The organism is Acinetobacter sp. A22, from assembly GCF_030913345.1.
GTDB classification, from domain to species: domain Bacteria; phylum Pseudomonadota; class Gammaproteobacteria; order Pseudomonadales; family Moraxellaceae; genus Acinetobacter; species Acinetobacter junii.
Window position 1 is genome coordinate 1,518,234 of sequence record NZ_CP133162.1, and the last position, 26,970, is coordinate 1,545,203.

Genomic DNA, 26,970 nt, shown 5'->3' on the forward strand with positions numbered 1-26,970 from the left:
ATGATTGTGTGAAGAATAGAGGTTTTTTATGCAAGTTTATTTAGTAGGCGGTGCTGTCAGAGATCATTTACTTGGGCACCCCTATCACGAAAAAGATTACGTGGTGGTCGGAGCAACACCCGAACAATTACTCGCAGATGGATTTCAACCTGTAGGTAAAGACTTCCCTGTATTTCTTCATCCAAAAACAAAAGAAGAATATGCTCTCGCGCGTACAGAACGTAAGTCTGGCGTGGGATATCATGGATTTCAATTTCATACCGATAAAACAGTCAAATTAGAAGAAGACTTAATACGTCGTGATCTCACCATCAATGCAATGGCAATGGATGAAAATGGAAACATTTATGATCCCTATGGTGGTCAAGATGATCTTAACCAAAAAATTCTTCGTCATGTCTCGGATGCTTTTATTGAAGATCCACTCCGTGTTTTACGCGTTGCAAGATTTGCTGCACGTTATACAGCTTACGGATTTAAGATTGCTGAAGAAACATTAAACCTAATGAGTGAAATCGCAAGTTCTGGTGAATTAGATGCACTAACACCTGAACGGGTTTGGAAAGAAACCTCTCGTGCATTGATGGAAGATCATGCCGATGTGTACTTTCAAACACTCAAAGACTGTAATGCTCTCAAAGTTTTGTTTCCTGAGATAGATGCATTATTTGGTGTCCCACAACGCCCCGAATTCCACCCAGAAATTGACTGTGGTATTCATACATTAATGTCATTACGACAAGCTTGTTTAGCAAATTACGCCCTAGACGTTCGTTATGCAGTACTTGTACATGATTTAGGGAAGGCGCTCACACCTGCTGAGGAATTACCCAAGCATATTATGCATGAAGAAAGAGGTTTAAAACCTGTTGGTGATATTTCTGATCGCTTAAAAGTTCCTACACAGCTCAAGAACTTGGCGCTTATCGTTTGTAAAGAACATTTAAAATGTCACCAAGCCAAAAACCTTAAACCTGGCACGCTATGGCGCTTATTACAACGTTTAGATGTATTACGCAAACCTGAGAAAGTTCAGGCATTTGTTCAGGCATGTGAATGTGATGCCAAAGGTCGTTTAGGTTTAGAGAATCGCCCCTATCCACAAGCACAATACATCTTAGATGCGATGGAAATTGTGAGAAAAATACGCGCTCAAGATTTACCGCCAGATATTCAAGGTGTTGAAATAGGTGAAATGTTGATTCAATATCGCATTGATGCTTTGGCTAAATTTAAAGAACAGCATGATGAGCCATCATCTGCATCATAATTTTGCATAAAAAAAACCCAGTCAAAATGACTGGGTTTTTTTATTTTACTGATTCAATAAAAATTATTGAGCAGCAGCAGCTTGAGCAGCAGCAACTTCATCAGCAAAGCTCATTTCAGCTTTCTTCTCAATACCTTCGCCTACTTCGAAACGAACGAATTGAGCTACAACTGTACCAGTTGCTTTTAATACATCAGCAACTTTCTTGTCGTTGTCGATAACATACATTTGACGATCAAGAGCAACTTCGTTCAAGTATTTTTCTACTGAACCAGTTACCATTTTCTCAACGATGTTTGCTGGCTTGCCAGATTCTAACGCTTTCGCTTCAGCAATTTCTTTCTCTTTAGCGATTAAGTCAGCTGGAACAGCTTCAGCATTAACTGCAACTGGGTTGAACGCAGCAACGTGCATTGCAATACCTTTACCAGTGTCTGCATCACCTGTATAAGAAACAACAACACCGATTTTTAAACCGTGCTTGTAAACAGCTAAGTTTTCGCCTTCAACGATTTGTGCACGACGAACTTGGATGTTTTCACCGATTTTTTGAACAAGCGCAACACGAGCTTCTTCTACAGTAGCACCGTCTTCAAGCTTAAGTTCAGCAATTTTTGCTGCATCAGTTTCGCCAGCAGCAAGAGCAGCTGTAGCAACTTTGTCAGAGAAGTTTTTGAAGTTGTCGTCTTTAGCAACGAAGTCAGTTTGACAGTTAACTTCAACAAGAATCGCTTTGTTACCGTTTTGAATGATCGTGATCGCACCATCAGCAGCAATGTTACCAGCTTTTTTAGCTGCTTTTGCTTGACCTGATTTACGAAGGTTATCAATTGCAAGTTCGATGTCGCCGTTTGCTTCTGTTAATGCTTTTTTGCATTCCATCATTGCAAGACCAGTACGGTCACGTAATTCTTTTACCATGCTTGCAGTAATTGCAGTCATGTTGATCTCCTAAATCGGTAGAAAATAAATCTGTTCAACAAAAACGGCCCAAAGAAACTCTGGACCGTTTGCAATCTCGACGCTTTAATTTGCCACCATTACATGTCGCAAAAATGACAAGCTTGCGTCAAAACGCATTAAGCCTCAGAAGCGTCTTTCGCAGCGTCATCGCCTTTTGCTTGAGCGTTCGCTTGTGATTGAGCGTATTCTTTACCAGCAATGATAGCGTCAGCCATAGCTGAAGCGTATAACGTTACTGCACGGATCGCATCATCGTTACCAGGAATAACGTAATCTACGTTATCTGGGTTTGAGTTTGTATCAACGATACCGATTACAGGAATACCTAAGTTTTTAGCTTCTTTGATTGCAATCGCTTCGTGGTCAACATCGATTACAAATAATGCGTCAGGTAAACCACCCATGTTCTTAACGCCGCCTAAAGCACGTTCAAGCTTGTCCATCTCACGAGTACGCTCTAAAGCTTCACGTTTAGTAAGCTTAGCAAAAGTACCATCTTGAGATTGAGTTTGAAGATCTTTTAAACGGTTGATAGATTGGCGAAGAGTTTTCCAGTTCGTCAACATACCACCTAACCAACGGTGATCTACATATGGTTGACCAGCACGTTGAGCTTGTTCACGGATGATGTTAGAAGCAGCACGTTTCGTACCAACGAATAATACTTTGTTCTTTTTGCTCGCCAAGTTGTTAACGAAGTTCAATGCATCATTTAACGCAGGAACAGTGTGCTCAAGGTTGATGATGTGAATTTTGTTACGCGCGCCAAAAATGTATTGACGCATTTTTGGGTTCCAGAAACGAGTTTGGTGACCAAAGTGTGCGCCTGCTTGAAGAAGGTCGCGCATGCTTACGTTGTAATCTGCCATTTTCTTTACCTTAAAGTTTGGGTTAGGCCTCCATATATCCGCATTCTCCACCTATTGCTAGGCACCCAGAGTAATGTGACGATATATGTGCGGATTTTGTATAACTACTTATCAATTTTTCGAACCACTTCTTATTTAGAAAATAGTCACGAAAAGCATTTGATAAAATAGGCGGCTATTTATACCATAGACGCTTGCGAATTACCAAAAGTTTTTAGAGATCATGAACACGACTTATACAGCTCCTCGTCGATTAATCAAAACTCCCGATGAAATTGAAAAAATGCGCATCGCGGGGAAATTGGCGGCTGAAGTTTTAGACATGATTAAACCGCATATTAAAGCGGGAGTGAGTACTTTAGAACTCGATACAATCTGTCGCAATCATATTGAAAATGTACAAGAAGCTATTCCTGCTTGTGTAGGTTATGGTGCAGCTCCAGGTCGACCTGCATTTCAACATTCGATTTGCACATCTGTTAACCATGTCGTTTGTCATGGTATTCCATCTGAAAATAAAATTTTAAAAAACGGCGATATTCTAAATATTGATGTCACAGTAATCAAAGACGGTTATCACGGCGATACCAATATGATGTATATCGTAGGTGGTGAGACGTCTATTTTGGCAAACCGTTTGTGTCAGGTTGCACAAGAAGCTATGTATCGTGGTATGGCGACTGTACGTGATGGTTCTTATTTAGGTGATATCGGACATGCTATTCAACAATATGTTGAGTCTGAGCGTTTTAGCGTAGTTCGAGAATATTGTGGTCATGGTATTGGAAATGTGTTCCATGATGAACCACAAGTTCTACACTACGGCCAAAAAGGTACAGGAATGCGTTTAGAGGCTGGCATGACCTTTACTATTGAACCAATGGTGAACGCTGGCGTTTGGCAAACAAAATTATTAGGTGATAAATGGACTGTTGTCACAAAAGATCATAAGTTGTCCGCACAATATGAACATACTATTTTAGTAACTCAAACTGGTATTGAAGTCCTTACCGCTCGTCCAGAAGAAGATTTATCTCGCTTCATGTAAGCGATTTCTTTGTTTCATTTAAGCTACTTCGGTAGCTTTTTTTATGCTTTTAAAAAAGTTATTAGTTAATTAAATTAAACAAAAACATTCATAAGAATAACAATTATAAATTCTATCTATACAAATTCTGCATAAAAAAACGTTATGGTGAGCGCAAGAAAAATCCTTACAAACTTTAGGACATGGAGTCCCAAGATGATGAAGAAGTCATTTGCATGCCTGATTACAACAGGTTTATGTGCCCTTCCTACACTTACTTTTGCAGATTCACCATATTTTAGCCTCAAAGATGGAGATGGGTTTAAGCGCTTCTCTATTTCAGCTGGTCCCCTATATGTAAAACCAACGGGTAAAGGACAACCTATACGTGTAAATACCTCTGTTGCAGAGGGAACCAAAACCAAAGTTGGAGATGTCAAAGGCGATTCTGTATTAGACGCGATTGATGAATCACAACCAGAAGCTACAGCTAAAAAAGCTATATTAAAAGGCGTTCTTGATCTAGAAAGAAATACACTCCTTAATTTGGGTAAAGAAGGTATTGTCTCTTATAAAGGTGATGATGGAGCACAGTACCTCAGAGCGAGCACTGCAGGTACAGCAGAAATCAATGGTTTATCTTCATGGGAAAATCAAGGTACAGGTCTTGAAGCCGATGATGTTCTAACCTTAGGGATCATGACAAGTTATCATTTTACAGATAATCTGTCGTTGGAAGTTAAAGCTGGTATCCCTCCTAAAGTAGATATTCAAGGTAAAGGAAAAATTTATGCACCTTTAACAGGGATCGCTACTCCAGAAGGATTAGGTGTAGTAGTTGGTGATCTTCCATTAAAGAAAGATATTTTCATTACGGACTTAGAAGCCCATAAAAAGACATCTTCCGCACGTGCTTGGACACCTGCATTCGAACTCCAATACCGCTTTGGAAAAACCGGTATAAATAAATTTAGACCATATGTTGGTTTAGGGCTCATGTATGCTTACTTCAGTGAACTAGAAATGAACCCAGACTTGGAAAAAGATCTTGTCAATGCTGGTCATATGATTGTCAATATTAAAGACGGTAAAGCTGGCGCAGCTCTAGACCAGAAAAAAAGCTCAGGAAATCCAAAAGTTAAGTTAGATGCTTCAGATACTTTTGCTCCTGTAGCAACGGTTGGTTTTACCTATGATTTTAATGAAAAATGGTACGCTGTAGGCTCTGTATCTTATGCTCACTTAAGTACTGATGCTACTATTACTGTGAATGATTCAAAATATGGGGAATTAATTAAAGCCAAAGCAGATATCGAAATTAATCCTATTTTAGGTTATGCAGGTATCGGCTACCGTTTCTAATCTTTTCTTTTTATCAAAGCAGCTTCGGCTGCTTTTTTTCGATCGCTATGTTTTTAATCAAACTGTATAAAAATGATGCACCATTTAAAAACAACTCATTCAATATTGCCTTACAGTTGCTATCACATTTCCTGTTTTTAAAATTTAAGCAACTGCCCACTCGGAATCTATAACAATAGAATAATTAATTTTCGCGATTTAAATTAGAATTTTAAATTGTTCTTTTGGTTAAATATTTTTATTGGCACATCCCTTGCATACTTCATAACATACAGAATCAATGTCGATTCAAAAAAATTTGTTGACGGCCAACGATGTCCGTTCTGTTCGATGTGCTCTCGCAAATATTGCGAAGCAAAAATTAATAACGTTCAGTTCAGGAGAAGGCTATGTCTTCAAATATGAATTTAGATGCAAAAAAAGCGACTGAAATAAAATTATTCAGCTTTTCCACTCCTGCGATGCGCGCCTTCCATATGACATGGCTTGCATTTTTCGTGTGTTTCTTCGCATGGTTTGCATGTGCGCCATTAATGCCAGTCATTAAAGGGGAATTTAATTTAACCAAAGATCAGATTGCAAATATCAATATTGCGGCTGTTGCCATCACTATTCTGATTCGCCTAATCGTTGGTCCACTTTGCGATAAGTACGGACCTCGTAAAACATACACTGCATTATTAATCTTGGGGAGTATCCCAGTATTCGGTGTTGCAGCAGCAAATACCTATGAGTCGTTCCTTTTCTTCCGCCTTTTAATTGGTGCAATTGGTGCGAGCTTCGTTATTACTCAATACCATACCAGCGTTATGTTTGCGCCTAACGTTGTCGGTACAGCAAATGCAGCATCTGCGGGTTGGGGAAATGCAGGTGGTGGTGCAACACAAGCAATCATGCCGTTAATTCTCGGTGCAATTGTGATGTTTGGTGTAGAACAAGCAATGGGCTGGAGAATTGCACTGCTTGTACCTGGCATTATGATGGTAATTGTTGGTGTACTTTATTGGAAACTTACTCAAGACTGTCCACAAGGTGATTTCAAAGAATTACGTGCGAACGGTGTCGAAGTTGGTAGCGGTAAAAAAGGTGGAATCGCGATTTTAATGCAGGCAGCACGTAACTACCGCGTATGGATCCTATTTGTCTCTTATGCAGCATGTTTCGGTATCGAAATCTTCATTCATAATATTGCAGCAATGTACTACGTCGACCACTTCAACATGGGTTTAAAAGAAGCAGGTTTAACTGCGGGTATCTTTGGTCTTCTCGCACTATTCGCTCGCGCACTTGGTGGTATCGTATCGGATAAAGTGGCACTTACTAAAGGATTAGATGGTCGTACAAAAGTTTTATTCATCCTGATTTTACTTGAAGGCTTATTCCTCATTTTATTCTCTCAAATGAATACAATTGGTTTGGCGATCATCACGATGACCGTGTTTGCATTATTTACACACATGTCATGCGGTGCGACATATGCATTAGTACCATTTATTGATCGTAATGCACTTGGTGGCGTAGCAGGTATTATTGGTGCAGGCGGAAATGTGGGTGCAGTCGCAGCAGGTTTCTTATTAAAAGGCTTACTTGATGTTCAAACTTGTTTGATGATTTTGGGATGCCTTGTGACTGTAGCTGCATTCACTGTCGTTCTCATTCGCTTCTCAGTTGAACACAAAGACAAAGAAAAAGAATTATATGAACAAGCTTTGCTTGAGCGTAATTTAACAACCTAAATGCATACTTTTAGAGGATGAGGCTTTCTCATCCTCCCTCTCTCCAAATTCAAATACTTTATTAAGGATACTGCGATGAATAAATTTTCGTATTCATTAATCTCGCTTGCATGTTTATCTACCCTTACTTCAGCATCAGATGATTTTTTCTCTCAAACAAAACTTAGCTTAGATACTCGCTTACGTTACGAGCTTGTTGATCAAGATAATACTCTCAAAAATGCTGATGCATGGACATTACGTATTCGTCCTGCCATCCAAACGGGTTCATGGTACGGTCTAAGTGCATTCGTTCAAGGTGAAGGTACAGTCGAGATTAATGATGAATTTAATAGCACTCGAAATAGTCAAACTCAATACAGCACTGTTCCTGATGCTGAAAACTTGCAACTCAATCAAGCGTATTTAAAATATGTTTACAACCCTAATTTTGATTTAACCGTAGGTCGTCAAACAATTAATTTAGATAATCAACGTTTTGTAGGTACAGTTGCTTGGAGACAGAATGACCAAACCTTTGACGCTGTAAGTTTGAACTATAAACCTTGCAAAGAATTTGGATTATTTTATTCATATATTGATCAAGTCAATACAATTTTTGGTAGTGAAGAACCTGAGCCTAAGTTCATTCAAGCCCAAGCGAGTAAACAAGAAAGTAAAATTCATTTGATTCAAGCCAAAATGAATTACAACCCTCTTTTAAATGCTGTGGTTTATGGTTATTTGATGGACTTTGAAGATCTTGCTGCATGGTCAAATCAAACCTATGGTTTGAGAGTGACAGGTAAGAAAAATGACTTCAAATATTCAGCAGAATATGCAAATCAAACAGAATATGCAGACCAACCAACAGATTATGATGCTGGCTATTATGCTCTTGAGCTGGGTTACAATATATCGAGTCAATCAACAACTATTGGGGACATTTCGATTGGTTATGAAGTTCTTGGTAGTGATGATGGAAAAATTGCATTCCAAACACCATTAGCAACCAAACATAAATTTAATGGTTGGACGGATATGTTCTTAACGACACCTGCCAATGGTTTGAAAGACTTGTACATCACATCTAACTTTAATATTTTCAGCAAAGGAAAACTGGGTACGGAATTACATCAATATCGAAGCGAGGAAAAGAATATAGATTACGGTCAAGAATATTCAATTTCTTATAGCCATACCCTACCAATCAAAGGTTTATCTGCTCTAGCAAAATATTCAGACTATCAAGCAAATGATTTTGGTGCTGATACACAAAAATTATGGTTACAGGTCGATTATAAATATTGATCAACAACCATTCACTTTAATCCAGTGAAATTGAATGCACTTAATCATTTCATTTGATTCACTTTATTAACCAAGTTGCAGAAATTGAAAAGGTTAAGTTGCGATGAAATGTCATCAAAGCATCAAAAAACTGTCATCAAAACATAAGAATTGACTGGTTAAATGAAAAATAAAAAAGCTTAAAAAAAACTAAAAAGCTTGCTGATTGACCTTCAGCAAGCTTTTTTCTTTGATTAACGTTTTGGTAATGGTATGTACTGTGACTGAGCATTTTGTTGAACTTTTCGCTCACCAACTTTCACTTGCAGTGTTTGTTGTTTTCCATCACGCTCAACGATCACATTAATGATGCTTTCAGGTGCTTGTAATGCTACATAATTAATTAAGTGAGATGCAGATGTAATCTGCTCATTATTCACTTGAATAATTTTATCATTACGCTTCACCCCTGCTTCATCCGCAGGTCCACCACGTAAAACATCGGCAACAACAACACCTACAGATTTGGCTGCTAATACATCTTGCTCAACAGTGTTCGGAATTAAGCTAATACCTAACCAACCACGCACAACACGTCCATCTTTCAAAATTGAATTTAGAACTTGTTGGCATACATTTGCAGGAATCGCAAAACCAATTCCAAGTGATCCACCTGATTGCGAGAAAATAGCGGTATTTACACCGATCAAGTTACCAGCGACATCAATTAATGCACCGCCTGAGTTACCTGGGTTAATTGCAGCATCTGTTTGAATAAAGTCTTCGTAAGTATTAATACCAAGATCTGAACGACCAGTGGCAGAGATAATCCCTTGAGTCACGGTTTGCCCTACACCAAATGGATTGCCAATTGCGAGAACGACATCACCGACTTCATTACCACTCAATTTGAATGGCAATACAGGAAGCTTATCCAACTCAATCTTGATCACAGCTAGATCTGTATCAGGGTCAGTGCCGATCACTTTCGCTTCTGCACGACGACCATCATGCAAAGCAACCACAATATGTTCAGCCTGAGCGATTACATGATTATTCGTTAGAATATAACCGTCCGCACGAACAATTACTCCAGAACCTAAACTATTTTCATTCTGTGGTTGTTGTGGCATTTGATTACCAAAAAACTCACGAAATACAGGATCATTAAGCAATGGATGATTCAACTGTTTCACTTTTTGTGTAGTAAAAATATTGACTACAGCAGGTGCAGCAACTTTAACTGCAGCACTATATGAAACAACGCCACCAGCTCGTGTAGTATCAATCAGAGGTTCAACTTTTTCAGCAGGCATTTTTACACCATCAGCTGCAACTGTTGGTTTAGGTTGATGAAATCTCTGCCAAGCCAGAAAACTAAATATAACAAGAATGAGTAATACCCAAGGTAACCATGTAAATGCACGGCGCACGTCTATTATCCTCTAGGCGAAATTAGTTTATGAGTAAGTAAAATATTGATGAACTAGAAATTTCTATCATTGTAAAGTAAATACCTTAAAATCAATGCAAAAGTTAAAAAAGTTTTGTCTAGCTTTAGTTACATTTAAAAATATGTTTTTATTATTCACAATGAAAATGTTAACAATCTGAGGATAAGCATGGCTAATTTGCATGAAATTGTGCAATGGTGTAATCAAACTTTAAAAACCAACGAATTTAAAGACTATGCTCCTAACGGCTTACAAATTGAAGGTCGAACTGAAGTTAATAAAATTCTTTGCGCTGTCACAGCATCTGAAGACGCAATTGATGCAGCAATTGAGCAAAATGCAGATGTTTTGCTCGTACATCATGGTTACTTTTGGAAGGGCGAACCATATCCAATCACAGGAATGCGCGGTAATCGAATTAAGAAATTAATCCAAAATGATATCTCTCTAGTGGCTTACCATTTACCTTTGGATTCACATCCCACGCTTGGTAATAATGCCGCAATTGCAGATTTAATTGGTTTAAACCATTTGGAAGCTTTGGATCCATTTGAAAAGCATCCAATTGGCAATATTGGCTACCTAGAAAGTCCATTAAGCCCTGAACAGTTCAAAGAAAAGTTAAAAAATATTTTTGATTTTAATATTCTCCATTTACCTTGCAGCAAGAACACTATTCACAAGGTAGGTTTTTGTACTGGAGGCGCTCAAGACTTCATTGCAAAAGCAGCTGAAGCCAATTGTGATGCATACATATCTGGTGAAGTCAGCGAACGCACTTTCTACGAAGCAAAAGAGCAAAACGTCCATTATTTTGCATGTGGTCACCATGCAACAGAACGTTATGGCGTTCAACGTTTAGCTAAGGCAATCGCAACACAATTTTCAGTAGAAACACATTATTTTGAGTTGAACAACCCGATTTAATTAAATTGAATAATCCGATTTCATTTATCGTTTTTAATTGAACCTTTATTGTATATCGTTCTTTAAAAGACTGCCCTATTGTGTTTGGAATCATTTACAATAGAGCCACTTAACGTAAAACCCAGCAATTGCAAGGATTGGAACATGACAACCATTACTTTACCTGCACTTCCATATGGCTATGATGATTTAGCTCCGCATATTACTCGCGAAACTTTAGAATACCATCACGATAAACATCACAATACTTATGTTGTTAACTTAAACAACTTGATCAAAGGCACAGACCTTGAAGGTAAATCTTTAGAAGAGATCATCAAAGCATCTGCTGGTGATGCTTCTAAAGCAGGTATCTTCAACAATGCTGCTCAAGTATGGAACCATACATTCTACTGGAACAGCATGAAACCAAACGGTGGTGGTAAACCAACTGGCGCGATCGCTGCAAAAATCGAAGAAGCTTTTGGTAGCTATGAAAAATTTGCAGAAGAATTCACTGCTGCTGCAACAACTCAATTCGGTTCAGGTTGGGCTTGGTTAGTTGCTGATGAAGTTAACGGTAAATTATCAATTACTAAAACTTCAAACGCAGATACTCCACTTGCACACGGTCAAGTTGCAGTATTAACAATTGACGTATGGGAACATGCTTACTACATCGATTTCCGTAACCTACGTCCAAAATACATCGCTACTTTCTTAGAAAGCTTAGTGAACTGGGACTACGCTAACGCTAAATTAGCTGGTCAGCCAGCTGGTGTAGAGAAATAATTTTTAATTCTTGCATAAAAACTGCCCATCTCGGGCAGTTTTTTTATTTATCCAATCATAAAAGAATAATTATCAAGCAAACAATTCATTTTCTTTACTATTCTTGTTGACGCATCTGAAATTCATCCCTAAAATGCGCATCAGATTCTCCAATAGCTCAGTCGGTAGAGCGACGGACTGTTAATCCGCAGGTCCCTGGTTCGAGCCCAGGTTGGAGAGCCATCTACTATTCTCCCATAGCTCAGTCGGTAGAGCGACGGACTGTTAATCCGCAGGTCCCTGGTTCGAGCCCAGGTGGGAGAGCCAAGATTCAAAAAAGCCTATATCATTGATGTAGGCTTTTTTATTTCCCCCAATTCTGTCAAATAAAATCAGTTTTCATTTCCTTATCTCTAAAATCTAGAAAATGATGATAAAAAATACAATTAAATCAATATTTAAATTTTTTAGCTTAAACTCACTTGACCTACATCTGCTTCATGCATAGAATGCCTACCTAGATTCTCCCATAGCTCAGTCGGTAGAGCGACGGACTGTTAATCCGCAGGTCCCTGGTTCGAGCCCAGGTGGGAGAGCCAAATTCTAAAAACCCGCTCACTTTGAGTGGGTTTTTTATTAACTATTTGATTTGAATATGCTGGACTTTCTTCAAACTATTTTCCTAGTTATTGGATGCATAAGTAGTATTATTCTTCTTGTTAGCTTTATTCCTTTTTTTCTACCTAAACAAAAATTCTTTCCTCGATCGGTAATTAGCTCATTTGAAACTGAAATGTTCCTTCGATTAAAACAATCCTTCCCCCACTACCACGTTCTGACTCAAGTGGCTTTTAGTGCATTAATTACGAGTGATCATTATAAAATTCGAAGCAAATTTAATCGTAAAGTTACCGACTTCGTGCTACTCAATAAAGATATGAAAGTTGTTGTGATTATTGAATTAGATGATCCGAGTCATCTCGGAAAAGAGCAGGAAGACAAACAAAGAGATCAAATGTTACAAGAGGCAGGCTATGATGTCATTCGCTATACTGAAATTCCATCCATAAAACAATTACAGATGGATATTCGTTCTTAAAAACAATGCTATAAGCATTTATTCAGCATTCTTAGCTTGTTCAGCATTTTTTTGATCTTCAAACTTCTTTGCAATCTCAGCACGTTGTTGATCATATTTACGTTTTGTTTCTGCATCACTTCTTGCTGCAATAAAAGCCATACCAACAATAAATATTGGTATCAATAAACCCAAAGCCATTAAACCCCATGGTATTTGCTTTTTTTCAACTGAATTCTGACTCATAGTATTCAAAATGCGCTATCAAAATCGATGCAACAATATAACAAAAAAGAGCCCCACTGATGAGACTCTTTTTTGATTTACAAGTTCTAAAATCTAATCATAATATCGTTGAATAATTAAGAACTCACGCCTGTACACTGCGGGTCTTTGCTTGCATCAATTTTTGCAGGATCAATCACCACATTTGTCTTAGCAGGCATTTTCGCTTGAATAAAGTTATAAATATCTAAGTTTTTACATACAATCGCTTGGGTATGTGTTGCATTAAGCACAGGTTTTAATTCCACCTCATCAGAACCTAATGCCTGTAAATTAGCTACCAATGCCTGAGTCACTGGGAAAGGAACGTTAGTGTCAGCTGTACCTTGTACAACTAAGACCGGCTTATCAATTCGCTTAGTTCCAGGCTGATTATCTACCAAAAACTTCTGAACGGTTGGATTGGTTTTAAAATTGTTTGTATCTAATCCAGGGTAATCCATCACTTTTTTATCTGGATTATCCGTCATAAATTTGATGATATCTGCTTTAAACTTCTCGATGAGGCTTGCACTTGGGTCACTTTCATTATCAAGACATAAACCATTTTCACCAGTTGTACCTTCAGCAAACTCTGCTAATGATTTAGCACGATCTTGGAAAATATCTCGATAATCAAACCTTGGTTCATATGCTTTGATACCAACACCCGTTAAAGCAGCGTATGCCAGTAGCGTTGCGTAAGAATCTACAGACACACGATTTACTAATGGAACATTATTGGCTACTTCTGCCTGCTCGATGTTTGCCAATGCAGCTGGAGCGACTTCAAGAATAATCTTACCTAAACTTGAAGCTGGTGCTCCAGCAACCGCCCCTTTATAAGATATATCAGCATTTGCATATTCAGCCGTACCAATAGAAGCTTGCCCACCTTGAGACTGCCCTACTGACATCCATGCACCATTTAATTGGGTGCCATAACGATCTTTAACCGCTTGCATCGCTGAGATAGCAGATTTTGCTTCACTTGCTAAATTAAGATAAGGATGGATACCAGCCGTTCCCAAACCCTCGTAGTCAGGTGCAACCACCACATAACCAGCGGCAAGTAGGGTTTCAGCTAAAATTCTAAAACGCGGATTAAGCACATTATTACTAGGAGCACAGCTATCTGCTACTCCCACTGTTCCATGTTCCCATACCACTACACGATAACCATCGCTTGGTGCAGCAACCTTAGGAAACATAACCATCGCAGTCGCTTTTGCTGTTTTACCCTGAACATTAGTCATGTTATAGGTCATAACTTTGATCGATGCTGCAAAAGTCAAATTATCTTTTGAATAGCTACTTTCTGAAATATATGTTTTATCTTTATTGCTGCTTGAATAACCATCATTACTGTCATTACACGCAGATAGAAATAAAGCAGAGATTGAAAAGCTAATTGCTAATCCAATTTTAGACCGTTTCATAAAATTTCCTTTTAGTCTTGTTTTTGTGTGCACGAAACTACATGCGACTTTATTAAGGCATAAAAAAGTGCTCTGCATAGAACACTTTTCAACTAATTGGTCATTTTAAACCACTAATTGTAAAAAGATTCCTAGAAAAATTATCATTCCAACCCATCTATTGTGACGAAATGCCCAAAAACAAAGTTGCGGATCCCTATCTTGAGTCTTAAATGTTTGATAAATAAAATCTACAGCAACGACAATCAATCCAGCTATTCCAAAAGGTACAAGCAAACTTTCGATATACAATGCAATGCCGATCAATACCAAACTCACAAGCTGTAACACACCAATAATTTGTATATCGTAGCGACCAAATAGAATAGCCGTCGATTTGACCCCAATTTTTAAATCATATTCACGATCTGTGATCGCGTACTGGGTGTCATATGCTACAGTCCATGCCAAATTGCCAAAATAAAGCAACCAACAAGTCAAATCTGGGGTTTGTCCAACAGCGGCATATGCCATTGGAATTGACCAAGAAAATGCAGCACCGAGAAAAACTTGTGGTAGATGCGTATAACGTTTCATAAATGGATATATGAACGCTAACAATAACGCTCCAAATGACCAATAAAATGCTTCTATAGGCAAGAACAACAACAAACTTGCACTAAGCACTACCAAGGCTAAAAAAACAAACACTGCTTCCTTGGCTTTGATCACACCTGTGGCTAAAGGACGATTTTTCGTTCGTTCTACATGTGCATCTACTTTACGATCAGCAAAATCATTAATTGCACAACCTGCAGCACGCATAAATAAGCATCCCAAAGCCATGATTAGCAATATCTTAAGATCAGGTATGCCCTTAGATGCAATCCATAACGCCCACATGGTTGGCCAAAAAACCAATTCCGTACCAATCGGTTTATCAAATCTACATAGATAATAATAGGCTTCTAAACGTTGTCGCCATGTTATATGTTGCACTGTTTCCATGAATAATCCTGAGAGTCAATGCTGTCGAATAAACTGTTCAAAAGCAGGCAAAAAAGTTTCCTGCACAATAAATTTACACCCATGCCATGTATAACAACTTTGCCTAGTCCAGCCCTCATCAAGTTGAATAACACGTCGCTCACACTGAGGATCAGTTCTTTGAAATAAGAACCAACCGATTGGCTTATTGCGTATATATTTAAATATTCTTGCTTTTTTTTGTAGACTAAGAATCGGGAAAATACTTTTTGCCTTCACCCAAGGCTCTCGCTCGCTACCATATAAATGAGTTTCACGTACCCAAGCAACATGATGGTAAGGCATTAACATCCATTTACTGTCAGCAAATGTTAAACGTTGATAATGCTCTCTAATCCGCTCAACATGGAAATCACCACTAGCAAGATCAGTAAGTTGTTGAGTTAATGAACCTGATGCGTACAACCATTTTTTTAATTCTTTAGGAATCTGCTTTGAATTTATTGTGTTTGGTCGTAAATTTCGCATGCTTGGCTCACTAAAAACATCGCATCTAGTTTACATGAATTTTTTGATAAAAAGCGTATGACTTTCAATTGAATCAAAAGCATAAAAAAAGCTCGCCTAAGCGAGCTTTTTTATTTGGGATGTATTACAAGCTATAGTACATATCAAATTCAACTGGGTGAGTAGTCGTGTTAAGACGACGTACATCTTCAGTTTTAAGTTCGATGTAAGCATCTAACATTTCTTTAGTGAATACACCGCCTTTTAATAAGAACTCGTGATCCGCTTTAAGAGCATCAATCGCCATTTCTAAGTTGTGAGCAACTGTAGGGATTTTTGCTTCTTCTTCAGGAGGAAGGTCATACAAGTTCTTGTCAGCAGCTTCACCTGGGTGAATCTTGTTTTGAATACCATCAAGACCAGCCATTAACAATGCCGCAAAACCTAAGTATGGGTTCATTAAAGGATCTGGGAAACGTGCTTCGATACGTTTGCCTTTAGGGCTAGAAACGTAAGGAATACGGATAGAAGCAGAACGGTTACGTGCTGAGTAAGCAAGCATAATCGGAGCTTCATAGTGAGGAACTAAACGCTTGTACGAGTTTGTACCAGGGTTAGTAATTGCGTTCAAAGCACGAGCGTGTTTGATTACACCACCGATGAAGAACAATGCCATTTCTGATAAACCAGCATATTCATCACCAGCAAATAAGTTCTTGCCATCTTTAGAGATAGACATGTGAACGTGCATACCAGAACCGTTATCACCTACCATTGGCTTAGGCATGAAAGTCGCTGTTTTGCCATATTGGTGAGCAACGTTCCAAACTGCATATTTGAATTGTTGAACTTCGTCCGCTTTACGAACTAATGTATTGAAGCTCACACCAATTTCTAATTGGCAAGAAGCAACTTCGTGGTGATGTACTTCTACACGACCTGGACCCATGATGTCTTCAATACGTGCACACATTTCAGCACGCATGTCTTGATGTGAGTCAACTGGAGGAACTGGGAAGTAACCACCTTTCACACGTGGGCGGTGACCAGAGTTACCAGCTTCGTAATCTTTACCAGTAGACCATGCAGCTTCTTCAGCGATTAGTGTATGGCGAGCGCCAGACATATCGATATCCCATTTAACTTCGTCGAAAACGAAGAATTCTGGTTCTGGACCAAAGAATGCTGTATCACCGATACCTGTAGATTTTAAATATTCTTCAGCACGACGAGCAATCGAACGTGGGTCACGCTCGTAACCTTGACCAGTAGATGGCTCAATAACGTCACAAGTCACAACAACAGTTGGCTCAGCAAAGAACGGGTCAAGAAAACCTGTTTCAGCATCTGGACGTAAGATCATGTCAGAAGCTTCAATGCCTTTCCAACCAGCGATTGAAGAACCATCGAACATTTTACCATCTTCAAATGTATCTTCATCAATCGTGTCAGCTGGGTAAGTTACGTGTTGCTCTTTACCCTTAGTATCAGTAAAGCGAAAATCGACCCATTTTGCGCCACTTTCTTTGATGAGTTGAAGGACCTTGTTCGCCATGCTCATTTGCTCCAATGAAATTTATATGCACTTGTTAAGTGCGTGTTAGTTGTTGGTGTACAATTAGCAATTATCATACCAACAATTTTAAAGCATACCTAAAACATTGAAATTCTTTACAGAAAAAATGCTTTAAGCTCCATGTCCTATGTCTTCTATAATGTTTGCAATCGCAAATGCACCATATTCACACATTTCCATTTCAGCCCGTCCCCAAAAAAGACATAATGAACCAAAATAGTGCAGTATATGCAACAAAGAACTATTGTAGTGCTAAATTACGCCGTCATTTATTAGCATAAATTGGCTTTTTATATCATTCTTTTGGAGTACATTCCAATCAATTCCACTGGACTTTCGATTCACCAACATGTTTTTTTATCAAACCTATAAATTTTAAAATAATATTGATAATTATTTGTGTGTCAAAAGCTCATTTTAAACTGACGACTTACTCGACCAAATTAGAAATATTGAACATTGAGCTTCTGTTTTTGCTATGATTATTTACCCTAACGATCTTGAACATATTTTTATATATTCTTAGTAACGGATATTGAATTGTTTTGGTCGGTCAATTGAATCCAAAAAAGCACAATAAAGTGCATATTTTCAAAAGGTTATAATCATGCTTCTAATGATTGACAATTATGACAGTTTTACTTACAACATCGTTCAATACTTTGGCGAGTTGAATCAAGAAGTAAAAGTTGTTCGTAATGATCAAGTGACATTAGAGGACATCGAACGATGGCAGCCTAAATACCTAGTGATTGGCCCTGGTCCTTGTTCACCGACTGAAGCTGGGATTTCGATACCTGCGATCAATCATTTTGCTGGAAAAATTCCATTACTAGGCGTTTGTTTAGGGCATCAAGCGATTGGACAAGCTTTTGGTGGCAATATTATCCGTGCTAAAACAGTCATGCATGGTCGTTTATCTGATATGCACCATAGTGATAAAGGAATTTTTAGTAATTTACCCTCTCCTTTTGCTGCTACTCGCTACCACTCTCTAGTGATTGAACAAGAAACACTGCCTGATTGCTTAGAAGTTACCTGCTGGACTAATCAACCAGATGGCACGATTGAAGAAATTATGGGTGTGAAGCATAAAACCTTACCTGTTGAAGGCGTCCAATTCCATCCTGAATCAATTTTAAGCGAACATGGGCATCAGATTTTTAAAAACTTCTTGGATATTTATGCATAATCGCAAGAATTAACAAATTCTCATTCTTTAAACAGCCTATTTTATGAATAGGCTGTTTTTATTTTGAACATATAAAATCAATATATAACTTATACACACTGGTTAAATTTTCAGCATTAAAATCAAACAAGAAACATTTATTTAGAACAATTCATTCTTTTTCAATAATTAATCAGGGGCTTAGGAAGTTAAGCATATAAAAAAGTATGGTAACTTCCTTATATGAAAGCAAAAAATAGATACTATTCCCGTTCAAGAATCACAGAGGCAAAATTCAGACAGATCATTCGCTTTTTTGCCATGGATTTAACTGCTTCAGATACAGCTAAACTCACCAATATTTCTGTACGTTCCATCAATACAATTTACATCAGGTTGCGTAAAAAGATTGCGGCTCAATGTGAGGAAATATCTCCTTTCAACGGTATCGTTGAACTTGATGAATCCTACTTTGGTGCTCGTCGTATTCGAGGAAAACGTGGACGTGGTGCATCAGGAAAAACCATTGTATTTGGACTACTCAAAAGAGATGGAAACGTATACACAGAAATTGTGCCTGATTGCTCCAAAGCTACGCTACAGGGTATTATTCGGGGGCATATAGAGCTTGATTCTGTGATCAATACAGATGGATGGAGAGGCTATGATGGTTTAGTTGATATTGGTTTTGACAAACATTTAAGAGTGAATCATGGGGACAACGAATTTGCATGCGGGGAGCGTCATATTAACGGCATAGAATCATTCTGGGGATATGCTAAAAAGCGACTCGTCAAGTTTAATGGAATTGACAAAAAGATGTTTTATTTGCATCTTAAAGAAACGGAGTATCGCTTCAATCATCGGAACGGTAATTTATATCTCGATTTGCTTAAATTACTCCGTAACAATCCTCTTTAACTTCCTAAGCCCCTATTTTTTTAATCTAATCATTTCTATTAGAGAATTTTAACCTCTTCTCCAACTCGAATAATACCTTCTCCACGATGTAATGCATTTTGCCCCATCATCACCTTATTACCTTGTTTTCGATAAACCAACATCGCCTGCATGACTTCAGGTTGCTTTTGACTAGTATTAAGATCAATCGTTGGAATGACACAGCGTGAGCATGGTTTAACTAGATCAAATACAATTTGACCAATTTGTATCTGCTGCCATGTGTCTTCTGCAAAAGCCTCACAACCAGAGATGACAATATTAGGTCTAAAACGTCGTACATCCAATGAATATCCAACTTTTTCGGAAAGAAATTGGACAGATGCCTCACTTAAAATCAAAAAGGGAAAACCATCTGCAAAACCTACACGATCTCCTAATTGTGCGTATTCAAGATCGACTTGGCGAATCGCTTCCTGTGGCATATAAACCAACTGTACTTTCTTGCCTAATTTATCACTGATCCAATCGTTCACAGGATGATCAATACGATTTCCTTTTACCTGATCTTGCCACACAGTTACAAGGCGTTCGTCTTTATACCCCTGAGCCTCAATTAAACTGAGTTCCATATGTTCAGAGTGATAATCAAAGCGAATGATGTCTGATGAAACAGTAACTCCTATTTGCCCCATTTCAGCAATTTGTCGCTGAGTCACAAAACGACCATCGCCATCAACTAGCATCCACCTACGATCCCACTTTGGTCCAAAACTATCAATCTCCATTTCAGATAGTTGATTTCCTTTACAAGATTTCACTGGATAATTTAAAAGTTGACTGACGTACATATCGACATTCTCATCAAAATATTAATTAATTCAATTTTTATTAACCAAGTATAATAGTGGAAAATTATAGCAATATGTCTAAATTTAGAGCACATCAGCTTTTTATTCAAAGCATATAAAATCCACTTTATTTTCTGATAACATAACTCTCTAGCTTTTAGCTCAAGTATTACTCTTTCGTCATACCGAACCAATTGCGACCAAATCAGGTTATTTTCAAATTTTAATCAATCCTAATGCTGTAACTCATGACTATGAATATCCAACAGGCACTGAATCACATTACTAAAAATATTCATCTTACCCAGCCTCAAATGGAAGATGTAATGCGCAGTATCATGCAAGGTGAAGCAACTGATGCACAAATTGGCGCATTGATGATGGGCTTGCGTATGAAGGGTGAAAGTATTGATGAAATAACTGCGGCTGCGCGTATCATGCGTGAGTTTGCGATTAAAATTGATGTCAGTGATATTCCACATTTGGTTGATATTGTTGGTACAGGTGGCGATGGTCAAAATTTATTTAACGTCTCTACAGCATCTAGTTTTGTAATTGCTGCCGCTGGTGCAACCATTGCGAAACATGGCAATCGTGGTGTATCGAGTAAATCTGGTTCCTCTGATGTACTTGAACAGATGGGTATCCAACTTGATTTGGATATGCAACAAACCGAACGTTGCATCCGTGAAATTGGTGTAGGTTTTCTATTTGCGCCGAATCATCATAAAGCAATGCGTTATGCGGTTGCTCCACGTCGTGAGCTAGGTATTCGCAGTATTTTTAATTTACTCGGCCCTCTTACCAATCCAGCTGGTGTCAATCGTTTCGTCATAGGTGTGTTCTCAGATGAACTTTGCCGACCAATCGCAGAGGTTTTAAAACAACTCGGTGCTGTGCACGTAATGGTTGTACATTCTAAAGATGGTTTAGATGAAATCAGTCTTGCTGCGCCAACTACTGTGGCTGAACTTAAAGATGGTGAAATCACTGAATGGACACTTACACCTGATGAAGTAGGTATCCCATCGCAAACCCTTACAGGTTTAGTGGTGAATAGCTCAGAAGAAAGTTTAAAGTTGATCAAGGATGCTTTGAGTCGAGATAAGTCTGAAATTGGTGAAAAAGCAGCAAATATGATTGCTTTGAACGCTGGTGCTGGTATTTACGTGGCTGGCATGACTAAAACATATAAACAAGCAGTTGAACTCGCTCAAGATATTCTTTATGGCGGTCAAGCCTTGGAAAAAATGAGTATCTTGGCTGAATTTACTAAAACATTGAAACAATATCAGGCTGACTAAGGACTTCTCATGATCGATATTCAAAATACCATTTTAGGTAAAATTGTTGACCGCAAACATGAGGAGCTTACTGCACGTTTAAAACAACGTAGTTTGCATGATGTAGAACAGTGGGCAAAAGAAGCAACACCTGTTCGAGGTTTTGCGAATGCTTTACAACACAAACGCCCCGCTGTAATCGCTGAAATCAAGAAAGCATCACCGTCAAAGGGCGTGATTCGTGCAGATTTTAATCCCGCTGAAATTGCTCAACAATATGAACAAGCTGGCGCAGCCTGTCTATCTGTTCTGACCGATGTAGACTTTTTCCAAGGTGCTGATGAGAATATTGCAATTGCGCGTCAGCATTGTGCCCTTCCAGCGCTACGTAAAGATTTCTTGATTGATCCTTATAATGTTGTTGAAGCACGTGCCTTACATGCAGATTGTATTTTGTTAATCGTGGCATGTTTATCTGATCAACAACTTGAAGAAATGTCAAAGACCGCATTTGAACATCAGCTTGATGTACTGGTCGAAGTACATGATGAACATGAGTTAGAGCGTGCATTAAAACTCTCTGAACAATGCATTTTAGGTGTGAACAATCGCAACCTTAAAACCTTTGATGTAGATTTGAATACATCTATCCGTTTGAAGAAGTTGTTACCTGCTTCTCGTGTTTTAGTCACTGAAAGTGGTATCGCCACTCCTGCTGATGTCCAAATGATGCAGGAAAATGATATTCATACTTTCCTAGTTGGTGAGAGCTTTATGAAACAGCCTAAACCAGATCAAGCATTTGCAGCATTGTTTGGAAAACCTGAGCAAATTTAAATTTATAGCTCAATGCAAAGCCCAATTATTATGATTGGGCTTTTTTTCATATCTCAATCTTATTTTGAAAAAGAATAATTATGAATAATCATTTAAATTTTATAATAAAGAACCATTCATATTTTTAGGAATAAACATTGAATATTGAGTTTTGTCATCTAAGTAATATTGAAATCGCTGACATTATTTTGTTACTAACTAACGACCGAGTGCTCAAACATATGCCTTTGGCTAAAGATAGCCTATTTGATGAAAAACAATGTCTCGATTGGGTTAAAGAAAAAGAAAAACAATGGCAAGACCATGGTTATGGTCCTTGGGCATTTCTAGTTGACAATAAATTTTCAGGTTGGGGTGGCTTACAATATGAAAATGGAGATGCTGATTTAGCACTAGTGTTACATCCTCAATACTGGGGATTCGGCAAGAAAATCTTTAATGAAATTATAAGAAGAGCATTTAATGAAATGGGAATGGAATCAATCACGATCTTATTCCCCCGCTACAAGAAATAAATTTAAAGGGGTTTATTTATTAGGATTTGAGCTGGAAAGTGAAATTATGCTTAGTGGTGAACTTTTTATAAAATATAGGCTATATAAACCATCAATATGAAATAAGATGATTTAGATAATCAATCATTGTTTTTAGAATAGACCACTACCAAGCTTTCATTGATCAAAAAAATTATGTGAATCTGATTCAGTTCAAATCAACACGGTTTCAGACTATAATTTTACATCCCTCTCGTATCTTACATATTTTCTTAAAATTATGAGTAAAAATGATTCTTCGCTTTCTAAAGATCAGTTTAATTTACTGAAAGCTTTTAAAAAGCAAATCTCAAATCCTCAATCCAGCAATCTTGTTAAACAAGCAGAGATGAAAAAATCTCAAGCTGTTGAAGAAGAAATGGAAGATACTGAGCTTTTTAAAAAAGCCTTAACAGGCGTAAAGCCAATTGATAACGGTAACATTGCACAAATCAAACCAAAACGCGTAAAAAAAATTGATGCGCAAACCCTTGCAAAACGTGCAGCAGCTGAAGGTAGCGCTGAACAGGAACTCACTGAGATTTCAGATACTCAAGCGATTTTAAATCCTGTGGCAAGCCAAGCTGCATTAAGCTATCGAATTGCAACTTTACAGCACAAAGTATTTGAAGACTTAAAAGCAGGTAAAATTCGCTGGTTTGAAGCTGTAGATTTACATGGTTGTACTGTCGAGCAAGCACGTGCCGCAGTTTTACAAATCATTCAGATGGCTAAAGACGAAAATCAAAATGTCATCAAAATTGTTCATGGTAAAGGTCCAGAAGCGATTTTAAAAACCTATGTAAATGGCTGGCTTAGACAACATCGTGATGTACTTGCCTTTGTCAGTGCACCTGAAAATCAAGGTGGTACGGGTGCTGTTCTCGTGCTACTAAAACGTGCAGAAAAGAATCCAAAGTACAAACAATAATCGGCATTTGACTCAAAATTAAGTTTTTGAATCGTTTTCTGATACAATTCCCGTTTTGTTCAACCCACCTAAGTGAACATTGTTATGTCTATGCAGCAATCGTACGCAAATATCTTAACTGCCGTTGGCGAAGATTTGAATCGTCCTGGCCTCAAAGATACGCCTATGCGTGCGGCTAAAGCTTTTTCTTTTTTAACTTCTGGTTATAGTAAAACACTTGAAGAAGTTACAAATAGTGCGGTTTTTCCATCCGATAACCATGAAATGGTATTGGTTAAAAATATTGAATTTTATTCACTTTGTGAACATCACCTACTCCCTTTTTACGGTCGTGTCCACATTGCATATTTGCCTGAAGGTCAGGTTTTAGGTTTATCTAAGTTTGCACGTATTACAGAAATGTTTGCGCGCCGTTTGCAAATTCAAGAAAACTTGACTCAACAAATTGCTGAAGCTGTTGCTGAGGTAACTCAAGCACGTGGTGTGGCTGTAGTGATCGATTCTGCACATATGTGTATGATGATGCGCGGTGTTGGTAAGCAAGAATCTACCACTCGTACTGTTTCTTTTGTGGGTGATTTTAAAACGGACAAAGATGCACGTCGTGAGTTTTTAAGCGCTGTCCCTGAAAGTTATTAATCAGAGCATTGTCATGTCTTCAATCCAATTAGCAGGCTTTGGTGAGTTAATTCAATCTGAAGCCAGCATTGATTATCCTCGGCCTGACCGTTTGGTTAAGGGCAATCCACAACGTCTTACCTATGACTTATATACACACCCACATATGGGATGTGGAATTTGGCAATGTGAAGTGGGTGCTTGGAACATTCAGTTTGCAGACAATAAACAAGAGTTCTTTCAAGTCATTGAAGGTGTTGTTCGTATTCATGATCCCAAAACAGATTCATATATTGAAGTTTCTGCGGGCCATGCAGGTATTATCCCACCTGCATTTGTGGGTACATTTGAAGTAATTGAAGCTGTAAAAAAATACTTTGTTATTGTTGAAGTTTGATAGGTTTTTATCTATCAAACTCTTTAAAATTTAATCCTAGAAGAACCAAACATAACCCAAACCGACTTTACTCCAGTCTTTATGATCTTGCTGTTCGAAGTCCCAATTCAACCTTAAAGCATTATTTGAATTTAAACTATATTGGAGTTGAGAACCTACTCTTAGATTCCACTGACTTTGATCTTCCCAGTAAGGCAATTCAATTTGCACAACACTATTAATATTGTCCGTCCATTTGTTCATACAACCAACCGTTGGTCCTAAACCAACTCGCCAACCTTTATCCAGCGAACGACCACCTTGAAAATGACTTTGCATTTGGGCATAACACAAATGTCGACGATCATAATCAGCTAAGCTGTAGCCGACCTGCATATTTAGGTTCATAACACCATGCTGCTGATCATCACTAAAATTTCCTTGATCTAGAGCTTCTTGTTTCCAACCTAAATTAAATCCCCAAGTAATGGGTGATTTAAATGGCTGAATAGGGTTATAGGAATTCACGGTCAATAAATCTAAATGTTCGAGCTTGAGTTGATCATCACGATATTGAATATTACCGTCTAGAAACAATAATTGAGTACCTAAACGATAACCACCTTGAGGATCAATCAGATCATGGTAAGCCTGACGATGTCCTAACTCGATAAACTTCTGTGCTTGTAGTTCACCGACATTTACAGATAGATTTCGCGCATGGTGTCCTTCAACAGGTTGCTTTTTAGGACGCTCAGGCTCTTGACGTTGCTTTTCAACATCAATTTGGCTTCTCTCAGCAAGAAGTTGTCTTAGCTGCGGCTGTGCAAAGTCTGCATCAACCTGACGACTGATATATTGCAGATACAAATCGTCATATGCCATTTCTAAGATTTTTGCTTGATCGTGTTGATTAAATTTCTCTAATAAAGGTTGAGCTTTTTCCACATCTTGAAATGCAATTTGATGGGCAACTTTAGCCAGTGGTGTACCATGTTGTTTTGCTTGTGATAATAATTGAGTTTCCAAGGCTGGACGATAGACCACCTCTTTGACTAAGTCTTGTTGATCAACTGCTTTTAACGTTTCAATCGGAATTGCAGCATAATTAAATTGTTTTTTTAAGTCTAAGTTCGGACGAACTAAATCAATTAATCCAAGCAAACGATATGCACAATTATCACTTACGAAATAATAAGGAAAACTCACATGTTGCATTTCCCAAATATGTTCGACTAAGAAACGAGTCTCTTCAGGCGTTAAATTGAGCTCATACTCCCACAAATCACGGCTTTCAAAGTCACCATACTCTTTTACTTTACGATAGTAAGGCATTAAAGAATATTCACCAGGATACTGCCCTGTTAAACCTTTCCAAGCATATGACCAATTATCTTCACCACTGACTGTCGCTGCATAGTTTACTGCGTATGAAACTAAGTTCAGTTGTTTCTGATCTTTAGGATCTAAACGTAGTAAGGTATGCCCAAACATCGAACTAGGATTCCCCATAAAGTCAGTTGCATAAATCAACGTGGCTTTATAAGGTTTAATTTGATTAATCCATTGATCAAACTCAGAACACTTCACGATTGGAAGCTTTTCGATATCAATATTGAGTTGTTGGATCAACCAACGGCTACGAGCAGGAAATTTACAACGAATCGATTGATTCTCAGCTGAATTAATAAATAAAGCTTTTACATCAGCTTGTAATTCATTTTTTAAATTATTTTTTCCATCTTTTGCATAAAAATATCCATCATATGCAACCTCACTTTTTTGCGATTGATCAGCATACATTAGGCGTTGCCATGTGATGTCTTGGTGCAGTTGTTTCTGCTCAGCAATCTTCAAATAATTTTGTATATCGGTTTCAACTGAAGCATGTGCAAAATGGCACATCAAAGTAGTAATGGTGCAAGTTATTAATTTCATTCAGTCGCAAATTTTAAGATTATTAAGAATAAATTATCTATAAGAAAACCCTGCCATTAAGACAGGGTTTTATGT

General features: G+C 38.0%; 25 protein-coding genes, 3 tRNA genes and 1 pseudogene. 19 read left to right on the top strand and 10 right to left on the bottom strand.

What is annotated here, in order from left to right; genetic code table 11:
* Nucleotides 1–28: 28 nt before the first annotated feature.
* Nucleotides 29–1,270 carry a multifunctional CCA addition/repair protein gene (locus Q9Q86_RS07550; RefSeq protein WP_112987258.1) on the top strand — a complete coding sequence of 414 codons (1,242 nt, stop codon included), beginning with the start codon at nucleotides 29–31 and terminating at the stop codon, nucleotides 1,268–1,270.
* A 63-nt stretch (nucleotides 1,271–1,333) separates the two neighbouring features.
* Here Q9Q86_RS07550 and tsf read toward each other — a convergent pair whose 3' ends face one another.
* Together tsf and rpsB are read right to left on the bottom strand one after the other, a co-directional pair.
* On the bottom strand, nucleotides 1,334–2,212 hold the full coding sequence (gene tsf, locus Q9Q86_RS07555) for a translation elongation factor Ts (protein ID WP_004955180.1): 879 nt from the start codon (nucleotides 2,210–2,212) through the stop codon (nucleotides 1,334–1,336).
* A 137-nt stretch (nucleotides 2,213–2,349) separates the two neighbouring features.
* The gene (rpsB, locus tag Q9Q86_RS07560) at nucleotides 2,350–3,102 is read right to left on the bottom strand and encodes a 30S ribosomal protein S2 (protein WP_004912304.1); all 753 of its coding nucleotides are present in this window, start codon (nucleotides 3,100–3,102) and stop codon (nucleotides 2,350–2,352) included.
* Nucleotides 3,103–3,325: 223 nt separating this feature from the next.
* Between rpsB and map the strand changes: the two genes are divergently transcribed.
* The 4 genes from map to Q9Q86_RS07580 all read left to right on the top strand — a co-directional run bounded on the left by map (nucleotide 3,326) and on the right by Q9Q86_RS07580 (nucleotide 8,517).
* The gene (map, locus tag Q9Q86_RS07565) at nucleotides 3,326–4,150 is read left to right on the top strand and encodes a type I methionyl aminopeptidase (RefSeq protein WP_099948900.1); all 825 of its coding nucleotides are present in this window, start codon (nucleotides 3,326–3,328) and stop codon (nucleotides 4,148–4,150) included.
* A 195-nt stretch (nucleotides 4,151–4,345) separates the two neighbouring features.
* The gene (locus tag Q9Q86_RS07570; protein ID WP_112987259.1) at nucleotides 4,346–5,491 is read left to right on the top strand and encodes an OmpW family protein; all 1,146 of its coding nucleotides are present in this window, start codon (nucleotides 4,346–4,348) and stop codon (nucleotides 5,489–5,491) included.
* A 389-nt stretch (nucleotides 5,492–5,880) separates the two neighbouring features.
* Nucleotides 5,881–7,227 (top strand): MFS transporter, encoded by a 1,347-nt coding sequence (locus Q9Q86_RS07575; RefSeq protein ID WP_112987260.1) that lies wholly within the window; start codon nucleotides 5,881–5,883, stop codon nucleotides 7,225–7,227.
* A 75-nt stretch (nucleotides 7,228–7,302) separates the two neighbouring features.
* A complete protein-coding gene (locus tag Q9Q86_RS07580) occupies nucleotides 7,303–8,517 on the top strand; it encodes an alginate export family protein (protein WP_112987261.1) in 1,215 nt (404 codons plus the stop codon).
* 233 nt (nucleotides 8,518–8,750) lie between these two features.
* Here Q9Q86_RS07580 and Q9Q86_RS07585 read toward each other — a convergent pair whose 3' ends face one another.
* On the bottom strand, nucleotides 8,751–9,929 hold the full coding sequence (locus Q9Q86_RS07585; RefSeq protein ID WP_004912314.1) for a trypsin-like peptidase domain-containing protein: 1,179 nt from the start codon (nucleotides 9,927–9,929) through the stop codon (nucleotides 8,751–8,753).
* A gap of 189 nt (nucleotides 9,930–10,118) precedes the next feature.
* Here Q9Q86_RS07585 and Q9Q86_RS07590 point away from each other — a divergent pair, with 189 nt between their 5' ends.
* The 6 genes from Q9Q86_RS07590 to Q9Q86_RS07615 all read left to right on the top strand — a co-directional run bounded on the left by Q9Q86_RS07590 (nucleotide 10,119) and on the right by Q9Q86_RS07615 (nucleotide 12,726).
* On the top strand, nucleotides 10,119–10,877 hold the full coding sequence (locus Q9Q86_RS07590; RefSeq protein ID WP_112987262.1) for a Nif3-like dinuclear metal center hexameric protein: 759 nt from the start codon (nucleotides 10,119–10,121) through the stop codon (nucleotides 10,875–10,877).
* 144 nt (nucleotides 10,878–11,021) lie between these two features.
* Complete coding sequence (locus Q9Q86_RS07595) at nucleotides 11,022–11,648, top strand: superoxide dismutase (protein WP_004963006.1); 627 nt, start codon at nucleotides 11,022–11,024, stop codon at nucleotides 11,646–11,648.
* Between the two features lie 146 nt (nucleotides 11,649–11,794).
* A tRNA-Asn gene (locus Q9Q86_RS07600) sits at nucleotides 11,795–11,870 on the top strand.
* An 8-nt stretch (nucleotides 11,871–11,878) separates the two neighbouring features.
* Nucleotides 11,879–11,954, top strand: a tRNA-Asn gene (locus Q9Q86_RS07605).
* Between the two features lie 196 nt (nucleotides 11,955–12,150).
* Nucleotides 12,151–12,226, top strand: a tRNA-Asn gene (locus Q9Q86_RS07610).
* A 56-nt stretch (nucleotides 12,227–12,282) separates the two neighbouring features.
* On the top strand, nucleotides 12,283–12,726 hold the full coding sequence (locus tag Q9Q86_RS07615) for a DUF2726 domain-containing protein (RefSeq protein WP_112987263.1): 444 nt from the start codon (nucleotides 12,283–12,285) through the stop codon (nucleotides 12,724–12,726).
* A gap of 18 nt (nucleotides 12,727–12,744) precedes the next feature.
* On the opposite strand, the gene Q9Q86_RS07620 is transcribed toward Q9Q86_RS07615, so the two are convergent.
* The 5 genes from Q9Q86_RS07620 to glnA all read right to left on the bottom strand — a co-directional run bounded on the left by Q9Q86_RS07620 (nucleotide 12,745) and on the right by glnA (nucleotide 17,442).
* Nucleotides 12,745–12,951 (bottom strand): hypothetical protein, encoded by a 207-nt coding sequence (locus Q9Q86_RS07620; RefSeq protein WP_004912325.1) that lies wholly within the window; start codon nucleotides 12,949–12,951, stop codon nucleotides 12,745–12,747.
* 116 nt (nucleotides 12,952–13,067) lie between these two features.
* The gene (locus tag Q9Q86_RS07625; RefSeq protein WP_112987264.1) at nucleotides 13,068–14,408 is read right to left on the bottom strand and encodes a prolyl oligopeptidase family serine peptidase; all 1,341 of its coding nucleotides are present in this window, start codon (nucleotides 14,406–14,408) and stop codon (nucleotides 13,068–13,070) included.
* A 105-nt stretch (nucleotides 14,409–14,513) separates the two neighbouring features.
* A complete protein-coding gene (ubiA, locus tag Q9Q86_RS07630) occupies nucleotides 14,514–15,395 on the bottom strand; it encodes a 4-hydroxybenzoate octaprenyltransferase (protein WP_112987265.1) in 882 nt (293 codons plus the stop codon).
* 15 nt (nucleotides 15,396–15,410) lie between these two features.
* Nucleotides 15,411–15,902, bottom strand: a complete 492-nt coding sequence (locus Q9Q86_RS07635; RefSeq protein ID WP_039048088.1) for a chorismate lyase — start codon at nucleotides 15,900–15,902, stop codon at nucleotides 15,411–15,413.
* A gap of 124 nt (nucleotides 15,903–16,026) precedes the next feature.
* Entirely contained in the window at nucleotides 16,027–17,442 is a 1,416-nt protein-coding gene (glnA, locus tag Q9Q86_RS07640; RefSeq protein ID WP_005402324.1) for a type I glutamate--ammonia ligase, read from the bottom strand.
* A 622-nt stretch (nucleotides 17,443–18,064) separates the two neighbouring features.
* Between glnA and Q9Q86_RS07645 the strand changes: the two genes are divergently transcribed.
* Together Q9Q86_RS07645 and Q9Q86_RS07650 are read left to right on the top strand one after the other, a co-directional pair.
* The gene (locus tag Q9Q86_RS07645; protein ID WP_004912335.1) at nucleotides 18,065–18,649 is read left to right on the top strand and encodes an aminodeoxychorismate/anthranilate synthase component II; all 585 of its coding nucleotides are present in this window, start codon (nucleotides 18,065–18,067) and stop codon (nucleotides 18,647–18,649) included.
* 222 nt (nucleotides 18,650–18,871) lie between these two features.
* Entirely contained in the window at nucleotides 18,872–19,549 is a 678-nt protein-coding gene (locus Q9Q86_RS07650; protein ID WP_017395466.1) for an IS1595-like element ISAju1 family transposase, read from the top strand.
* Between the two features lie 38 nt (nucleotides 19,550–19,587).
* On the opposite strand, the gene Q9Q86_RS07655 is transcribed toward Q9Q86_RS07650, so the two are convergent.
* Nucleotides 19,588–20,379, bottom strand: coding sequence for an MOSC domain-containing protein (locus Q9Q86_RS07655; RefSeq protein WP_112987619.1), 792 nt, complete (start codon nucleotides 20,377–20,379; stop codon nucleotides 19,588–19,590).
* Between the two features lie 254 nt (nucleotides 20,380–20,633).
* On the opposite strand from Q9Q86_RS07655, the gene trpD reads away from it, so the two are divergent.
* The 6 genes and pseudogenes from trpD to Q9Q86_RS07685 all read left to right on the top strand — a co-directional run bounded on the left by trpD (nucleotide 20,634) and on the right by Q9Q86_RS07685 (nucleotide 24,978).
* Nucleotides 20,634–21,683, top strand: coding sequence for an anthranilate phosphoribosyltransferase (gene trpD, locus Q9Q86_RS07660; protein ID WP_035338689.1), 1,050 nt, complete (start codon nucleotides 20,634–20,636; stop codon nucleotides 21,681–21,683).
* Between the two features lie 9 nt (nucleotides 21,684–21,692).
* Nucleotides 21,693–22,499: an indole-3-glycerol phosphate synthase TrpC gene (gene trpC, locus Q9Q86_RS07665; RefSeq protein ID WP_112987620.1), complete on the top strand. Its 807-nt coding sequence runs from the start codon at nucleotides 21,693–21,695 to the stop codon at nucleotides 22,497–22,499.
* Nucleotides 22,500–22,636: 137 nt separating this feature from the next.
* Nucleotides 22,637–23,114: pseudogene (locus Q9Q86_RS07670) on the top strand (GNAT family N-acetyltransferase).
* Nucleotides 23,115–23,273: 159 nt separating this feature from the next.
* Nucleotides 23,274–23,963, top strand: a complete 690-nt coding sequence (locus Q9Q86_RS07675; RefSeq protein WP_004955223.1) for a Smr/MutS family protein — start codon at nucleotides 23,274–23,276, stop codon at nucleotides 23,961–23,963.
* A 90-nt stretch (nucleotides 23,964–24,053) separates the two neighbouring features.
* Complete coding sequence (gene folE / locus Q9Q86_RS07680; protein WP_017397502.1) at nucleotides 24,054–24,602, top strand: GTP cyclohydrolase I FolE; 549 nt, start codon at nucleotides 24,054–24,056, stop codon at nucleotides 24,600–24,602.
* A gap of 13 nt (nucleotides 24,603–24,615) precedes the next feature.
* Complete coding sequence (locus tag Q9Q86_RS07685; RefSeq protein ID WP_087540557.1) at nucleotides 24,616–24,978, top strand: cupin domain-containing protein; 363 nt, start codon at nucleotides 24,616–24,618, stop codon at nucleotides 24,976–24,978.
* Between the two features lie 36 nt (nucleotides 24,979–25,014).
* Here the strand turns inward: Q9Q86_RS07685 and Q9Q86_RS07690 are convergent, their stop codons facing one another.
* Nucleotides 25,015–26,895 carry a DUF4105 domain-containing protein gene (locus tag Q9Q86_RS07690; RefSeq protein ID WP_112987621.1) on the bottom strand — a complete coding sequence of 627 codons (1,881 nt, stop codon included), beginning with the start codon at nucleotides 26,893–26,895 and terminating at the stop codon, nucleotides 25,015–25,017.
* Between the last annotated feature and the right edge of the window lie 75 nt (nucleotides 26,896–26,970).

Bases quoted from the DNA above. Each gene is read 5' to 3' on its own strand.
- Q9Q86_RS07550 (WP_112987258.1), top strand. From the start codon at position 29: ATGCAAGTTTATTTAGTAGGCGGTGCTGTCAGAGATCATTTACTTGGG.
- tsf (WP_004955180.1), bottom strand. From the start codon at position 2,212: ATGACTGCAATTACTGCAAGCATGGTAAAAGAATTACGTGACCGTACT.
- rpsB (WP_004912304.1), bottom strand. From the start codon at position 3,102: ATGGCAGATTACAACGTAAGCATGCGCGACCTTCTTCAAGCAGGCGCA.
- map (WP_099948900.1), top strand. From the start codon at position 3,326: ATGAACACGACTTATACAGCTCCTCGTCGATTAATCAAAACTCCCGAT.
- Q9Q86_RS07570 (WP_112987259.1), top strand. From the start codon at position 4,346: ATGATGAAGAAGTCATTTGCATGCCTGATTACAACAGGTTTATGTGCC.
- Q9Q86_RS07575 (WP_112987260.1), top strand. From the start codon at position 5,881: ATGTCTTCAAATATGAATTTAGATGCAAAAAAAGCGACTGAAATAAAA.
- Q9Q86_RS07580 (WP_112987261.1), top strand. From the start codon at position 7,303: ATGAATAAATTTTCGTATTCATTAATCTCGCTTGCATGTTTATCTACC.
- Q9Q86_RS07590 (WP_112987262.1), top strand. From the start codon at position 10,119: ATGGCTAATTTGCATGAAATTGTGCAATGGTGTAATCAAACTTTAAAA.
- Q9Q86_RS07595 (WP_004963006.1), top strand. From the start codon at position 11,022: ATGACAACCATTACTTTACCTGCACTTCCATATGGCTATGATGATTTA.
- Q9Q86_RS07615 (WP_112987263.1), top strand. From the start codon at position 12,283: ATGCTGGACTTTCTTCAAACTATTTTCCTAGTTATTGGATGCATAAGT.
- Q9Q86_RS07620 (WP_004912325.1), bottom strand. From the start codon at position 12,951: ATGAGTCAGAATTCAGTTGAAAAAAAGCAAATACCATGGGGTTTAATG.
- Q9Q86_RS07625 (WP_112987264.1), bottom strand. From the start codon at position 14,408: ATGAAACGGTCTAAAATTGGATTAGCAATTAGCTTTTCAATCTCTGCT.
- ubiA (WP_112987265.1), bottom strand. From the start codon at position 15,395: ATGGAAACAGTGCAACATATAACATGGCGACAACGTTTAGAAGCCTAT.
- Q9Q86_RS07635 (WP_039048088.1), bottom strand. From the start codon at position 15,902: ATGCGAAATTTACGACCAAACACAATAAATTCAAAGCAGATTCCTAAA.
- glnA (WP_005402324.1), bottom strand. From the start codon at position 17,442: ATGAGCATGGCGAACAAGGTCCTTCAACTCATCAAAGAAAGTGGCGCA.
- Q9Q86_RS07645 (WP_004912335.1), top strand. From the start codon at position 18,065: ATGCTTCTAATGATTGACAATTATGACAGTTTTACTTACAACATCGTT.
- Q9Q86_RS07650 (WP_017395466.1), top strand. From the start codon at position 18,872: ATGAAAGCAAAAAATAGATACTATTCCCGTTCAAGAATCACAGAGGCA.
- Q9Q86_RS07655 (WP_112987619.1), bottom strand. From the start codon at position 20,379: ATGTACGTCAGTCAACTTTTAAATTATCCAGTGAAATCTTGTAAAGGA.
- trpD (WP_035338689.1), top strand. From the start codon at position 20,634: ATGAATATCCAACAGGCACTGAATCACATTACTAAAAATATTCATCTT.
- trpC (WP_112987620.1), top strand. From the start codon at position 21,693: ATGATCGATATTCAAAATACCATTTTAGGTAAAATTGTTGACCGCAAA.
- Q9Q86_RS07675 (WP_004955223.1), top strand. From the start codon at position 23,274: ATGAGTAAAAATGATTCTTCGCTTTCTAAAGATCAGTTTAATTTACTG.
- folE (WP_017397502.1), top strand. From the start codon at position 24,054: ATGCAGCAATCGTACGCAAATATCTTAACTGCCGTTGGCGAAGATTTG.
- Q9Q86_RS07685 (WP_087540557.1), top strand. From the start codon at position 24,616: ATGTCTTCAATCCAATTAGCAGGCTTTGGTGAGTTAATTCAATCTGAA.
- Q9Q86_RS07690 (WP_112987621.1), bottom strand. From the start codon at position 26,895: ATGAAATTAATAACTTGCACCATTACTACTTTGATGTGCCATTTTGCA.